The organism is Bacillota bacterium (assembly GCA_012837335.1).
GTDB lineage: Bacteria > Bacillota > Limnochordia > Darwinibacteriales > DTU012 > DTU012.
On the sequence record DURM01000009.1, the window covers coordinates 52,003 to 66,208 of the forward strand.

General features: G+C 44.7%; 17 protein-coding genes. 13 read left to right on the forward strand and 4 right to left on the reverse strand.

The features are described 5' to 3' along the window. Positions 1-381 carry a Uma2 family endonuclease gene (locus GX019_01345; GenBank protein HHT35799.1) on the reverse strand — a complete coding sequence of 127 codons (381 nt, stop codon included), beginning with the start codon at positions 379-381 and terminating at the stop codon, positions 1-3. A 258-nt stretch (positions 382-639) separates the two neighbouring features. Between GX019_01345 and GX019_01350 the strand changes: the two genes are divergently transcribed. The 3 genes from GX019_01350 to GX019_01360 all read left to right on the forward strand — a co-directional run bounded on the left by GX019_01350 (position 640) and on the right by GX019_01360 (position 2,549). Then, complete coding sequence (locus GX019_01350) at positions 640-1,089, forward strand: NUDIX domain-containing protein (GenBank protein HHT35800.1); 450 nt, start codon at positions 640-642, stop codon at positions 1,087-1,089. A 116-nt stretch (positions 1,090-1,205) separates the two neighbouring features. Beyond that, a complete protein-coding gene (locus GX019_01355; GenBank protein HHT35801.1) occupies positions 1,206-1,811 on the forward strand; it encodes a nucleoside deaminase in 606 nt (201 codons plus the stop codon). A 123-nt stretch (positions 1,812-1,934) separates the two neighbouring features. Continuing rightward, the gene (locus GX019_01360) at positions 1,935-2,549 is read left to right on the forward strand and encodes a hypothetical protein (GenBank protein ID HHT35802.1); all 615 of its coding nucleotides are present in this window, start codon (positions 1,935-1,937) and stop codon (positions 2,547-2,549) included. Positions 2,550-2,645: 96 nt separating this feature from the next. Here GX019_01360 and GX019_01365 read toward each other — a convergent pair whose 3' ends face one another. Next, positions 2,646-3,887, reverse strand: coding sequence for an MFS transporter (locus GX019_01365; protein ID HHT35803.1), 1,242 nt, complete (start codon positions 3,885-3,887; stop codon positions 2,646-2,648). A 339-nt stretch (positions 3,888-4,226) separates the two neighbouring features. Here GX019_01365 and GX019_01370 point away from each other — a divergent pair, with 339 nt between their 5' ends. The 4 genes from GX019_01370 to GX019_01385 all read left to right on the forward strand — a co-directional run bounded on the left by GX019_01370 (position 4,227) and on the right by GX019_01385 (position 6,286). Then, positions 4,227-4,991: an N-acetyltransferase gene (locus GX019_01370; GenBank protein ID HHT35804.1), complete on the forward strand. Its 765-nt coding sequence runs from the start codon at positions 4,227-4,229 to the stop codon at positions 4,989-4,991. Between the two features lie 184 nt (positions 4,992-5,175). Beyond that, entirely contained in the window at positions 5,176-5,448 is a 273-nt protein-coding gene (locus GX019_01375) for a DUF5320 domain-containing protein (protein HHT35805.1), read from the forward strand. Positions 5,449-5,508: 60 nt separating this feature from the next. Then, entirely contained in the window at positions 5,509-5,889 is a 381-nt protein-coding gene (locus GX019_01380; protein ID HHT35806.1) for a DUF134 domain-containing protein, read from the forward strand. Between the two features lie 22 nt (positions 5,890-5,911). Continuing rightward, positions 5,912-6,286: a dinitrogenase iron-molybdenum cofactor biosynthesis protein gene (locus tag GX019_01385; GenBank protein ID HHT35807.1), complete on the forward strand. Its 375-nt coding sequence runs from the start codon at positions 5,912-5,914 to the stop codon at positions 6,284-6,286. 122 nt (positions 6,287-6,408) lie between these two features. Here GX019_01385 and GX019_01390 read toward each other — a convergent pair whose 3' ends face one another. Next, on the reverse strand, positions 6,409-7,335 hold the full coding sequence (locus tag GX019_01390; GenBank protein HHT35808.1) for a hypothetical protein: 927 nt from the start codon (positions 7,333-7,335) through the stop codon (positions 6,409-6,411). A gap of 249 nt (positions 7,336-7,584) precedes the next feature. On the opposite strand from GX019_01390, the gene GX019_01395 reads away from it, so the two are divergent. From GX019_01395 to GX019_01415, 5 genes are all read left to right on the forward strand, one after another. After that, a complete protein-coding gene (locus tag GX019_01395) occupies positions 7,585-7,794 on the forward strand; it encodes a hypothetical protein (protein ID HHT35809.1) in 210 nt (69 codons plus the stop codon). 126 nt (positions 7,795-7,920) lie between these two features. Next, positions 7,921-8,184 (forward strand): GIY-YIG nuclease family protein, encoded by a 264-nt coding sequence (locus tag GX019_01400; protein HHT35810.1) that lies wholly within the window; start codon positions 7,921-7,923, stop codon positions 8,182-8,184. Between the two features lie 79 nt (positions 8,185-8,263). Next, positions 8,264-9,043: a hypothetical protein gene (locus GX019_01405; protein ID HHT35811.1), complete on the forward strand. Its 780-nt coding sequence runs from the start codon at positions 8,264-8,266 to the stop codon at positions 9,041-9,043. Between the two features lie 16 nt (positions 9,044-9,059). After that, complete coding sequence (locus tag GX019_01410) at positions 9,060-9,539, forward strand: GNAT family N-acetyltransferase (GenBank protein ID HHT35812.1); 480 nt, start codon at positions 9,060-9,062, stop codon at positions 9,537-9,539. A 175-nt stretch (positions 9,540-9,714) separates the two neighbouring features. After that, a complete protein-coding gene (locus GX019_01415; protein HHT35813.1) occupies positions 9,715-11,178 on the forward strand; it encodes an extracellular solute-binding protein in 1,464 nt (487 codons plus the stop codon). A 57-nt stretch (positions 11,179-11,235) separates the two neighbouring features. On the opposite strand, the gene GX019_01420 is transcribed toward GX019_01415, so the two are convergent. Next, positions 11,236-12,657: an MATE family efflux transporter gene (locus GX019_01420; GenBank protein HHT35814.1), complete on the reverse strand. Its 1,422-nt coding sequence runs from the start codon at positions 12,655-12,657 to the stop codon at positions 11,236-11,238. 134 nt (positions 12,658-12,791) lie between these two features. On the opposite strand from GX019_01420, the gene GX019_01425 reads away from it, so the two are divergent. Further along, positions 12,792-14,099 carry a GTPase gene (locus GX019_01425; GenBank protein HHT35815.1) on the forward strand — a complete coding sequence of 436 codons (1,308 nt, stop codon included), beginning with the start codon at positions 12,792-12,794 and terminating at the stop codon, positions 14,097-14,099. The last annotated feature ends 107 nt before the right edge of the window (positions 14,100-14,206 follow it).

A 14,206-nucleotide genomic window follows, 5' to 3' on the forward strand; every position in this document is an offset into this window, starting at 1 on the left:
TCAGCGCTTAAAGATTTCACTAGCTTGAACGGTTAAGCCGTCAAATACCAATGACCGAACTTCTTGTTCTAAGGAGTATACTTTAAACTCAATTATGTCAAAATCATTAAAAGTATAAACCATTACGGTTTCTGCTTCAGGGTCTACAATCCAGTATTCTTCGACTCCACCGAGCATATAGCTGTTCAGTTTATAAGCCATATCATTTCTGCGCGTACTGGACGAAGGGATTTCTACCACCAACGTCGGTGTTCCCATATAGCGCTCGTCGTCGGGAGTGGTGTCATCAATGTCGCAGGCAATTAGGAGGTCGGGCTGAACCACATCGGGATCTTTAAATCCTTCTTTGTACAAAAGGACATCAAATGGTGCGTAAAAGATCTAAGTAAATACCCAGGTTCTGTTTAAACTCTGTAGCGGTAATAGTTTTTTTCGGTTCCCTCTGCTTAGACATAGACTCACCTCTTAATGCGATTATAAATAATTTGAACAAAATGTGTCAAATAATCGTACGAATCGTGTTGAGTGATAGTACGAAATCATCTAGATTGATAAAGCGGTCCTCGAAGGATTCTGACACGGATTTCGTGAATATTATTTTAAATCAGAGAATTAGGCAGCAGTCAAGGGGGTAAAGTGATGGAAACTATGTTTTATATCGTAATTGTTGAAGCAGCAATACATCAAGCAGATCGGTGGCTGATTATCAAACGAAGTGAGAAAGAAGAACATGCGCCGGGTTTGCTGTCTTTAGTAGGAGGTAAAGTAGAGGTAGATGATGCAGCCAATGGTGTGCTGGAATCAACTTTGAGACGGGAAGTTCTTGAAGAAGTGGGTGTCGAGGTTGGGGATGAACTGCACTACCTGGAGAGCAAATTCTTCTTAACTGATAAAAATGAACCCGTTGTTGATATAGTATTTGTCTGCAAGCATAAATCTGGTGAACCGATGCCTTTATCAGGTGATGAAGTTGCCGGTGTACAGTGGATGTCCTGTGATGAGATACTCAGAAGCTCAACCGCTCCGATCTGGCTGAAGCAAACCATTACAAAAGCAGAAACATTTAGGCTGCAGGAGGGAAGTAAATGAAGGTGTTTTCTGGTGAAAACGCAAACGCGGCTTACATCGCGAGCTGGCTTCAGTAAAAGAATAGAGCGATGAATGATAATTGGTTTGGTACAAAATAGGGTAAGGATGTGAATGCAGTGAAAGCTTTAGGTAGCTGGACAGAATGCATTAATCTAGCGGTGGAGGCGTATAATGCTGGTTCCTTTGGCATTGCTGCGGTTATTTTGGAAGATAATGGCAATGTAGTGGCACGCGGCAGAAATCAGCTTAGGGATAATCTGGAGTCATGCAACACAATTAGGATGACACCAATTGCTCATGCAGAGATCAATGCTCTTAATAATCTGCCTCTACAAAGGCAGAAGGATAAGGATCTGATTCTATATACTACAGTCGAACCCTGTCCAATGTGTATTGGTGCGATAGTAATGTCTAAGATTAGACGAGTAATGGTTGGTTCAGCCGACCCTCACGCGGGCAGTGTGGGATTGCTTGAGAAAGATGATTACCTAAAACAAAAAGGAGTAGTCGCCGTATTTGCCGACGGCATTGTTGAAGAATTATGTTTTTCGCTGCATTACATTTCAATTAAACGGGACCTTAGACCAAATCATCCTGCATTTGCTCGGATGCACAAGCGCTATCCTGCTTATGCTGAAAAACTGGACAAGTTGATAGATTCCGGCAGGCTGATAATAAACAAGCCCCTTGAGACTTCTGAGTTAGTCCAAGCTCTGGAATGACGTGAAATGATGATCTCAGATGATCAGCAACCTCAACTTGATAGACCTTCTGACGAACGGATTATAAGTGTACCTGCAGATTAGGATCTCTTTCTAGTAGAGCTGTATCTCAACATTCACCGCATGATTCTTGAGGTTCTGCCGGATATCACATTTTCTATCGATTGTCATGATGGACAGATGGGATCTGGCTTGCGGCATCATAAGTTGATTGCCGCTGCAGTAGAGTATTCGGAGGTGAAGGACTTGTTAAGAGCAAAACCGGTAATTAAGGTAGTGTTGCTGATAGTTTTGACGACAGTCATTATTGGATCTGCTCAGGCAGATAGTGAGCTATCCGGTCTCCAACTTTTGCAGAGACAGTTAAAGCTTTTGGAAGGGGCTTTCGCTCCTCGCTCTTTTCGGGAAGCTGCGGACAAGTGGGCTGAAGGTGTAAAAACCAGAAACGGAGCAGCGCAGTTTGCAGTGTTATCGCCGGAGCTTAGGTCTAGGCTCCGCAATCAATACGAAGAACTGATGTGGGTAACTGGCACCTCCAGCCCTTGGGTAAGTGAATGTGCTGTTCGAAGCGAACGGAAGATAAGTGAAACCCAGATGGAGTTTGATCTGCTCTTTAAGTTGACTACTTCTGCAGGTCCTGCCGGCGAGTATATTGTTACTCTCGCTGTAGGAAAAGACCAGGATAGATACTTTATCACCCGAATTATTTCCGAAGTACAGGGTTTATTTCCTTACTAGATTTGCCCACATAGTAAAGAGCTGGTACCGCCCAGCTCTTTTTGATTGAGTCCATGATATCTTGCTTGTTCTTATAAACCCAGCGACTCGAGTCATCTATATCGCTGGTGAGGTCATCTGTTTAACGTTTTCATTGTTGTTGGCTTTTTTAAGCAATAAAATTCCGATAATCATCAGGATCGGAAAGATCATTACAACTCCTAAACCCGCTTTTAGCCCCAGTTCCGGCGATTTGAGAATTGTTGAATGGGCGGCATAGTCGGAAACAATTCCGGCGGTCCAAGGTCCGATAGCAGCGCCTACATCACCGAATATTGCCAGCAACCCGAACATCAAAGTTCCACCCCTTGGTATTCTAGCAGCGGTTAAACTGAGAGTGCCCGGCCACATCAGGCTGACCGAGAGACCGCATAAAGCGCATCCTAACAGCGAGATCAGCGGATAAGGGCTGAAGATAGTGACAGCGTAGCAGAATGTACAGAATAGACTGCTGACAAGCAGCGCCCGCTCAATCCGCAGTTTCTGGCCGTACCAGCCATATAAAGTGCGGCCGATTCCCATCAGCACCGCAAATAAGCAGGGACCCACCAAGTCGCCGAGGATCTTAGGTACACCTAAGCCCTGCTCGGCAAACAGGGATGACCACTGCACCATCGTTAATTCTGATGCTCCAGCGCAGGCCATTAACAGCAGTGCTACCCAAAAACCACTGTTTCTCAGAAGCTTGTTTCCGGGGATGCGTTCGGTATCTGGAACAGGGTCACGGAGGGGTACCCGGGTAAAGTTATACATATTAATCAAGGGAATTATCGACCACATTATTGGCAGAAGATACCAATAATGTGGTCCGATCATTTTTAACAGGACGGTTGTGACCAGCACAACACCTACCTGACCCCAGCAGTAAAATGAATGCAGCAGGCTCATGGCAGAGGCTTTAGCCTCTCCCGGCAGCGATTCAACGATCGGACTGATTAATACCTCAATAATACCACCGCCTATGGCGTAGATAACAACTGCGATTGCCAAAGCCCAATAAGAAGTAGGCATAACCAGCGGTAAAAGACCCAGCAGTATTAAACCGGTGCCGCAGAAAAGGTGGGCTAACACAACAGCTTTGCGGTAGCCAATTCGGTCACTGTACCTTGCAGCGGCGATATCAGCGATGATCTGGGTAGTGAAGTTAATCAGAATCAGCCGCCCGACCATTTCGTAGGTGAGATGGAACTGCTGCTGGAAAATTACGAACAACAGTGGAGCTAAGTTATTAACTATAGCCTGAGTAATATAACCTTGATAGCAGGCGTAGAGAGTATTTTTGTATGTAGAAGTTCCCATAAACAGCATCCTCCGTTCCCAATATGACTCAATCATAATTAAGAATCCGATCCTAGTCAAGGAGCGCAAGATAAAGAGCTGTGCTGTCATAAGTTAGGTATATTTTGTTTAAATGGATACTTTTGCAGGAAATTTCTTGTATTAGCCTGATATATCCAGGTGGAATAATAGCTGACAGCATGATATATTTGATTTAGGCAGCTGAATAAAGATAGGGGCGGTGAGACGGGCAAGCAGATTGCTGCAGTGATAATGCAGCTAACAGCCTAGTCGTGTACCACAATTGAATACAAAAAAACGTTGAGTAGAGAATACCTCATTAAAGGAAGATTGAAATTTATGCCGTTAACGGTGAAATTTGCTTATGCAGGTAGTATCTTTGAGGTTAAACCAACTATCGAACATTCTACCTACTCAAGTTTTCTGGGATTTGTCCAATATGAGACGGATTATGAATACGGACGCATCGAGCATAATCTGCGGTTGGTCATCTCTTGGAAGGTTTTGAGCGAACAAATCCCAAACCTAAGTATTGAAGAATTAAAGCAGCTTGGATATCTGCTCAGTGGAGAGAGCGAGCCAGTAGTTATCATTGCCGAGATATTTGTGAAGGAATATCCAGCTAGATGGCGTCAAAACATGGGCATCTGCTGGAGCGAATGGCTGTCACGGTTTGATGAAGACAGTAAAGCAATCGGCATCCGAGCTGATGAAGTTGCTGCCAATGCTCTTTATGGAAATGCTTTAAATGAAGGAAGTGTTTACATCCTTGACAGATTGGATGTTCACCCCAAGTTTAGAGGACAGCGCATCGGAATGCATTTGTGCAGGTATGTTCTGGAAATAGTGCCAAAATGCAGTTCCGACATGATCTTTCTGCTGGCAGATCCAATTGACAGTAAATATGAAAATGGAAACAGCAACTGCATTACTGACCTCAACCGTCTGGCAGAGTATTATGCTGCCGCAGGATTCAGTTTTGTCCGGATTCAACCCGATGAACAGATTCTGATGGAAGCAGGTGTCAGCCCAAAAGTGTCTGATGTAATGCCCTTAAGTACCATAGTGCTGAGTTCACGTTTTTCTGCCGCAGCAGGTATCTAGATTTTGCTGATAATAACTCACTCAAGCCTCACATCATGTGGGGCTTTATCTATAGCTAGTGGAATCCCTCGGTTAAGCAAGTTAAAGCACCGAGGGATTTTTGCATGCAATTATTGACATATGTCAATAATAATGTATACTATAGGTAAATGACATATGTCAAAAACATAAGGAGGTGACTGCTGTGCCAAGAAGAGATGGAACTGGCCCGCTTGGTGCCGGCCCCATTACCGGACGAGGCATGGGTTACTGCGCAGGCTGGGCAGGGTACGAATCTGGATTTAGACCGCGTTTTGGCTGCGGTTTCGGGAGGGGATTTGGATTAGGTTACAGCGGAGTCTTTGCTGCCAATTCAGCACCCACAGATCCCGGATTCCAAAAAGAATTGCTGGAACAGCAAAAAACCATCCTGCAAGAACGGGTTAAGCTCATTGAAAAACAGTTAAAAAGGTTATAACAGGACCGGGGGTGATCGGAGGACGCTCCGATTGCCCTTAAATGTTTGGGGGTGGTGATTATCGGCAGACCTATGAAATGGAGAAGAGTGTGTAGTTTACCTGAATCCAACCGTTTTGGTCCTTTAGGTGTGCCTAATGTTGGGCGGGAGCTTGTATTGATGACGGTTGATGAGTATGAAACGATTAGACTGATCGACTTAGAGGGATTTACTCAGGAAGAATGTGCGGAGCAGATGAAGGTGGCCCGGACAACGGTTCAGGGCATCTACGGTAAGGCTAGACGAAAACTTGCAGAGGCGCTGGTAGATGGCAAGGTTCTGATTATTGAAGGTGGACAGTACCGCTTATGTGATGACGAGGGAGAAGGCTGCGGACGCGGCTGTCGCAGACGCAGGCGACGCAGAAGATTTGCAGGTGAAAAAGGTCTGAACGGTTCATAATCTTCTAGAATGGAGGATCAGTATGAAGATAGCTGTACCGGTAGTGGAAAAAACTGTGGAGTCAACTATAAGCTTATCTTTTGGTCGAGCTCCATATTTCCTAATTTACGATGCGGATAACAAAGAATCTTTCTTTTTGGAAAACAGCGCTGCTGAAAGTACTGGAGGCGCAAGTATTAAAGCATCTCAAATAGTGGCTGATAGTGGTGTAGAGATACTGATTACTCCCAGCTGTGGTAAAAACGCAGCTGATACCCTTGAAGCTGCAGGTATAATAATGTATAGGGCTTTACCTGTTTCAGCTGGAGAGAACATTGAGGCCTTTTTTGAAGGTAAACTTACTGAACTAGATGCAGTTCTAAGCGGCGAAGGTGGGCGCTCTTCGCAGTCAACGTAGCCCACGCAGCAGAAGCTGCAGCCTATGTTGAATGTGAGGTGGAGGAACCAAATGAGTTGTTCCGTCACCATCATGAATAATAGCAAAACCGCCTAGGCGTTACCAGGCGGTTTTAACATGCTCTAGATTGTCCACTCATTATGAATGATCCCGACTAATTTCCAGCCGTCAACATGATGTTCAAAGACTAGGCGCAGACTTTTCCAATCCATGCCGGCATAATCCGGGTTGAAACCAGAGAAATAATACTCGACAATAATCGGGTTTTCATAAACTTCAAACTGGTTTTGCAGCATATTACCAAAACTGAGAACCTCGTTGTAACCAATCTGCTCCGCATTGACGAAGTCATGGGAATAAATAAAGCGACGATAGTATTCGTTGGGAGTCATGAGAATATCCCAGCCGGTACCATCAAAATAACCCCAGTGATATATTGTATCATCGGTGAAGAAGTTCTTAATCGCTTCTTGGTTAAAAACTAAATCCTGTTCTACTGAAACATAGGTGTAAGGTGTAAATCTTACACCTTTCTCTGGGTGTACTAACGCAGCAAGTTTCTCAGCATCCTGGTCGCGTATTGCGCGGATTGCTTGATCTGCGGTCTCTTTGATAATGCTTTCAGCAAGATCTAGATCCAGTACAGCGATAAGCTGATCAGTTGGGACTGTTGCATCCCCATGGGCAAATCCAGTTAATACCTGAATTTCAATCTTATAATTTCCGGATGTCAACTTCTCCCCATTTTTGTCGGTCAAATCCCAATTCTCCTGCCATCTTAACGCTTCACCTGGTTTGATTTCCCGATAAACCAAAGCCATGGTAAACATCTTACCATCGGAATATCTGTAGACCTCCTCGCCTTTATCATTGGTAACGATGATTTCGTACTGCTGACCTGAGCCGAACTGCAGAAGCTGGGAGTTACTGTGCTGATTAATCAACTCAAATTCGATCAGCATCTGGTCATCGTTGATTGTAAAACTAGCATTAGTTACAAAACTGCCTGTTTCTTTGCTGAACAAATGGGGAGAGGATGCGGCTAACATTACTACGACTAACAGTAATCCTATTCCAAAAATCCTGCTGGACAAAGAGTTTTTCATTCTAATCACCTTTCTATCTATTTAAAACTTCTTGAGGTCATTCTACTAATACTATCCACCGATTCATAAAAAAGTTGATTACCATGAGTACTTTTTTTGGGGCCGCATTTGATTCAGATAAAATTCTAAATACAGAGGATATTGAATATTGATGATGAATATACAACCAAAACGTTAACAGGAGGATGTCAGATGATGCATTTTAACTTTGGGCTCGGAGTTGGTTTCAACATTATCTGGACTGCACTGATATTGTTGATTGAAACCGCGCTGTTAAAGTATCTGTGGGGTCAGCTTATGCCTTACCTTTTTCCGCGAGTGGTCAGCGAAGGATATGTGAGAAGAGAATTGTCTTGGGCGGCCGCTTTTGGTTTGATCCTGCTGTTTGGATTCATTTTATAGTCGAGAAAAGCAGGAAGATCAGCAGAGATGTATAAGAGTGACATAGAAGCTGAATCCAGTCTACCATAATTATTAGCATGAGGCAGACTGTTTTGTAATTGGAAATGCAGCAGATAGGCAGGTTTGATGAAGTTGTACAGTGTTTATATTCTCGAGTGCGAAAATGACAAGCTGTATACCGGCATAACTACCGATGTAGAGCGCCGGTTTAGGGAACACCTATCGGGCAGAGGGGCTAAGTTTACGCGAATGCACCGGCCGATTCAGATTGTGTACTGTCAAGAATTTGAGGACAGAAGTTCAGCGTTAAAAGCTGAGGCAGAAATCAAGAAACTGAATAAAGCTGCAAAGCTGAAGCTGATTCAGGAGCACGCAGTGGATGGTCCGTAAATGCACAGCGAAAAGCGGGGAATACTATATCTGATCTAGGTTGGGTTGGTCAAAAAGAATTTTCATGGAGGAGTCCACTATGACGAAAATAGATTTTTATCACTGGGGCTGCCAGTGTCCCTGGATTTCTGCTACGAAGGAACTCCTCGCAGAACTAAAGGAAACTACTTTTCAGGTTCAAACTTTTGACATTGCCGAAGATCATGAGCTGGCTGAGAAGATGAACATGTTTGCCCCTTTTCTGCTTGTATTCAATGAGCAGCATCGGTGGAATGGCCCAATCACAAAGAGCCAGATTAGGGAACTCGCCCGCGGCAAATATCCGCGTAAGCAGCCATATGAGGTGAATGTGAGCAGAGTTGTTGTGACTGGTGAATTGAGGGAATTAACGGAAGATACTGTGGATGATACGCTTAAAGTATGTGGTTTTTCCTCCAGACATGGGCAAGACTGTCAGGCTAAAGGACGATGGATAAAGGTGATTCGAGAGAAGTATACTCTGCCTCACTTAGGACTGCTGCATTATGCGGAAGGCAAGTGTGTCGGCGGAGCTGAATTCGTTCCCTCCCTTGAGGTTCCTTATCCAATACCGAAAAATGAAAAGACAGCCTTTTTGACTTGCTCGTTTCCTTCCTGTGAACTATTCGACTACCGCAGTTTCCCGCTTGCACGCTTAGAAGAGCAGTTAAGACGACTTGGCTTTCATGAGCTGATTGCGGTTGCGTCAGAAAGGGTCGTTTTCCCTAACGGGCCATTACAATGGTTTTTGGAACGCAAGTATCAAGACTTGGGCAGTGTTTACTACGAGGAGAATGATTTTGCCAGAATGCATTTAGTCAGTAAGAAACTTGTCGACTGAGGAGAGGGGATTAGGCATGCCGATAGTTAGAAAAGCTGAGCTCAAGGATTATGAGCAGGTGCTGCGTTTAAAACGCCAAGTTCATGCGCTGCATGCCAATGCCTGTCCCGACTTTTACAAAAACAGCGATCTGCCGCTGACTAAGCGGCAGTATGAGATGGACCTCCACAACGACATGGTGGAGGTTTATGTCTTATCAAGGGACAGAGATGTGTTGGGTTATGCTGTAGCCTCTACCAGAATCGTAATCGATCATCCCTTGGTTGTTACCCAGAAAATCATGTATATCGAAGACTTCTGCATCGACCAACAGCATCAGAGCCGCGGGCTGGGCACCCTGTTCTTCCGTGGAATCGAGGAACAGGCCAGGGAAGACGGATATACTTCGATTGAACTTGATGTATGGGAGTTCAATCAAGCTGCCCAGATGTTTTACAAGAAAATGGGGATGGAATGCTGCCGGCTTCGTCTCCGCAAACAACTAAAAAATCCATGATCTTTACTAAAAATTAATTCGATTTGACAAAACAATTTATTAATGATATCATAAATAACAAAGGTAAAATTTACATAAACTAAAGATGAACCACCTGATGCGGCATCTTTTTTTGCTTATTTATCGAAAGATTCGAAACCTAACTGAGAAAAAAGTAAAGGAGGAAGTTAGAGAAATGATTGAATCGGGTGTAAAACTGAGAAAGGGTATGTGCTTTTTCTTGGCGGCATTTTTGATGCTTTCTTCCCTAGTTGCCATTACTAGTTTCGCACATGCCGAGGCTGGCTGGATTGCGGAAGGCGATCAGGGGTATGGTGAACCAAGAAGAGTATATTCAGAAGATGGAGCTGTCTTGCTTGAGCTTGAACCCGATGAGTTGTTTATTTTTACTACTAACCAAAAGATCTATGAGAAGTCGACTGCGGCACGGGAAAGACTTATCGGTCAGTATATCCGCGAAAAGTTCCCCGGCTTAAAATTCAGACTGGTTCACTGGGACGATATGGGTATTCGGGAGAGTAATTTCGAAATATCCGGCGTTTACCCAGACCTTGTGCTGGAACTTGTGGACCGCAATACAACAAGAATTATTAAAACCTATGGTATGGACTATGATCTGACACCTTTAATCGAGAAGTACGGCTTTGATTTAGATCGCATCGATGAAGCCAGTATGGCAATTGTTCTCGATCGATCCACAGGCGGTGTCCTGTCTATTCCATTTGAGATTAATGATTATATCCTCTTTTACAATAAAACGATCTTTGATAAAAAGAATGAGCCCTATCCGTATCCGGGTATGACTTATGATGAAGCCTATCAAAAAGCCAGAAAGCTGACATTCGGTGAAGACTTGACAATGTACAAGGGATATTTACAGCATCCCGACCAGTACTTGAAGCTGAATCAGCTGGGCTTAATACCATTTAGCCTGACTGAACCGAATAAAGTTGTACTTGATACACCGGAGTGGATCGACATTGTTGATAATCTGGTCAGATTCTATGATATCCGCGGCAATATTTGGACAACAACCGATGACTTCTTTACCCGCGGTAATGTTGCCATGTGCGTGGATCACATTGAGCGGCTGCTTCAAGCTGCTTTGGTAGAAGAATATATGCCCGCTAACGAAGTTTCGATTTGGAAGAGCAGATTTGCCGAGAACGGCCTGGTTAAGGGCACCTGGGATATCGCACCGATTCCGGTGTTGAAGGAAGGCGACACCACTGTCTACAGACCTAACATGCTGGGCTGGTTTATCCCACGGCAATCTGAGCTCAAAGAGACTGCATTCCAGGTAATCATGCATATGCTGTCTGATGAAGTGCAGATGGGCAGAGCTATGGATGGAGTCAAGGGTACAGTTAACACTCCAGAAATTGCCGCTGCCTACGGTGCCAATATTCCGCAGCTGCAGGGTTTGAACCTCGCAGCAGTATACTGGGGTGAAAACGCAGTTCAGCCAGTTCGTGATCCGGAAGTTGCTGGTGAAGGATACTGGGACATCGCTCTGTGGATGGTATACAGACAGTATATCCTGAAAGATGGATACTTGTCTGATATGGCACTGAGACGCGTAGAAATGGAACAGAATCAATGGATCCAGGATCAGATCCGTCAAGGTAAAAAGTGGTAGCAAGCAAATTAAACAAGACGAAAGCGGCTCCGAACAGCGGAGCCGCTTATTAGTTTACTAAACTTTCATTTTACGCCATTTGCCCCGGCGGTAGAAAACATAGGTAACAACTGCTCCTAAGGTCCATGAGATCAACAGTGAAAAGAAAATTGACTCGGGCCTTCCGGTCGGATACAGCTCGCTTCTGGTTAAGTATGCGATTCCGTAGGCCGTTGGAACACGGAGTACAACGGTAGTAAAGAGAGAAATCCACATCGGTGTCATCGTATCGCCAGCACCGCGCATAACTCCGGCTAAGCTCTGCGTTACCGCCATTGCAACATAGCCTAAGGCGAGAATTCTCATCATGCGCATACTTAGACCAACCAGCTCGGCAGTGTCGGTAAAGATGTTGACTAAATATCTCCCTAAAAGCAGGATAATTATAGTAATAACAGCTGATACGGCTACTGCAATTTTTGTGCCCGTTAATGCCCCTTCTTCAACCCGGTCTAACTTTTGAGCTCCAATATTCTGTCCTGTAAAGGTTGTCATGGCTGCTCCAAAAGAGAAGTTCGGCATCATTGCAAACCCGTCGACTCGCATTACGATTACGTTACAAGCAATCACCATTTCCCCAAAGGAGTTTGTTAGTGACTGAACTACAATCATGGCCAGTGAAAAAATGGCCTGAGTTAATCCTGAAGGCAGTCCAAGCTTAATCAGTCTTACAGCGAGGTCTTTATCCGGCTTTAATACTGCCCAGTTCAGATCAAAGCTATCCTTCATTTTCATCAGCTTCCACAGACATAAAATTCCGGAGATTCCCTGAGCGATTACAGTAGCAAGGGCAACACCGGGTACTCCCAGTCCAAAACTTGCAACAAACCAAATGTCGAGCACAACATTAAGGACTGTCGATATAAACAGAAACAAGAGAGCAGAGGCAGAATCTCCAAGTCCCCTTAAGATTCCTGCCAGCATGTTGTAATACATGAAACCCGCGATTCCCAGAAAAAAGACATATAAGTAATCCGCGCACCATTCAATGATTGACGGTGGAGTCTTTAACAGTCTCAGCAGCGGACCACTCACCAACGGACCAACGATCATGATTATTAACGAGGCTATCGCGGTTAATGTTATGCAGGTTCCGATTGTCCTGGAAAGCTGCTCGCGGTTTTTTGCGCCAAAATACTGGGATACTAAAATTCCCGCTCCTACCGAAATTCCAACGAAAAGCACCAGGAGCAGGTTGAGAATAGGTGCAGCACTTCCTACTGCCGCCAGCGCATTATCCCCGATATAGCGGCCAACGATGATTGAGTCTGCAGTGTTGTAGAACTGCTGGACTACATTGCCGATCAGCATGGGGATGGTAAACTCGACAATTCTCTTCCAGGGAGTACCTTGTGTTAAATCTTTTGGTGCAAACAGTGACTTGACGGCTTCCATATTATTCCTCCTGGTAATATACAGTACAATAATAATGCTAATCATGTTTAACAAGGATGTCAATAAAAACATACTGGACTGACACGTATTTTAAAAAGGAGTTCAAAACTTCATTGGCGAAAACTCATAGAATTAAACACTTGAATGTAAATTGCAGTTGGGAAATGGAGGAGAGAGATATGTCTGCAGTACGTGTTTTAATTATGGGCGCAGCCGGACGGGATTTTCACAATTTTAATGTCTATTTTAGGAATAATCCCCATTACCAGGTAGTAGGTTTTACCGCTGCCCAGATTCCGAATATTGAAGGACGGGTCTATCCAGCCAGCCTTGCAGGTCCGGGTTATCCTGATGGAATTCCGATTTACCCGGAAGCGGACTTGGTGGAACTGATTAAGAGGGAAAAAGTAGAACAGGTGGTTTTTGCCTACAGTGACATTTCCCATGAGGAACTGATGCACAAGGCATCAATCGCATTAGCTGCCGGAGCTGATTTCCGTCTGCTTGGACCGGAGCATACGATACTGAAAAGCCGCTGCCCGGTGATCTCTATCTGCGCAGCTCGCACTGGAGCAGGTAAAAGCCAAACAACTCGGTATATCGCCGAATACTTAACCAAGCAGAACAAGAGAGTAGTTGTGATTCGGCACCCCATGCCTTACGGCAATCTCGAGGAGCAGCGGGTGCAGCGATTTGCTGCTATGGAAGATATGGATAAGCATAAGTGTACAATTGAAGAGCGGGAAGAATATGAACCCCATATTCAACGGGGCAATGTGCTGTATGCTGGGGTAGACTACCAGGACATTCTCACGGAAGCAGAAAAAGAAGCGGATGTTATTATCTGGGATGGCGGCAACAATGATATTCCTTTCTATCGACCTGATTTAGCAGTCACAGTTGTCGACCCGCACCGTCCTGGTCATGAACTGATGTATTATCCGGGTGAGGTAAACCTGCGGATGGCTGATGTTGTGATCATCAACAAGGTTGATACTGCCAGAGCTGAGGATATTGAAACTGTGAGAAACAATATTAAAGCAGCCAATCCTAAGGCAGAGATTATCGAGTGCCGTTCGCCAATTACAGCGACTGATCCGGAAATGCTTAAAGGCAAGAGAGTACTGGTTGTTGAGGACGGGCCAACGCTTACCCATGGTGAGATGAAGTATGGAGCCGGCCATATTGCAGCTCAAAATGCCGGTGCAGTAATTGTAGATCCGAGAGAGCAGGCGGTCAGCTCGATTGCGGAGACTTATCAGAAGTACCCCCATATGGGACCGATTCTGCCGGCTATGGGCTATGGTGAACAGCAGATCAAAGATTTGGAGGCAACAATTGAGCGCTGTGACGTGGATGCAGTTGTAATCGGAACACCCATTGATCTGCAGCGGATTATCAATATTTCAAAACCAACAGTGCGGGTGACATACGATTTGGCGGATGACAGCGGAAGGCTGCTTGAACTGCTTAAACGATTTTGCTAGTTAGATTTTGGGGGCGGAGATAACTCCGCCTTTCTTGTTTATGAGCTCCCATGAGCCTGCAGGATTTTTAAAGCCCGGTTAAGAAGGCATAATATGATATGGTAAAA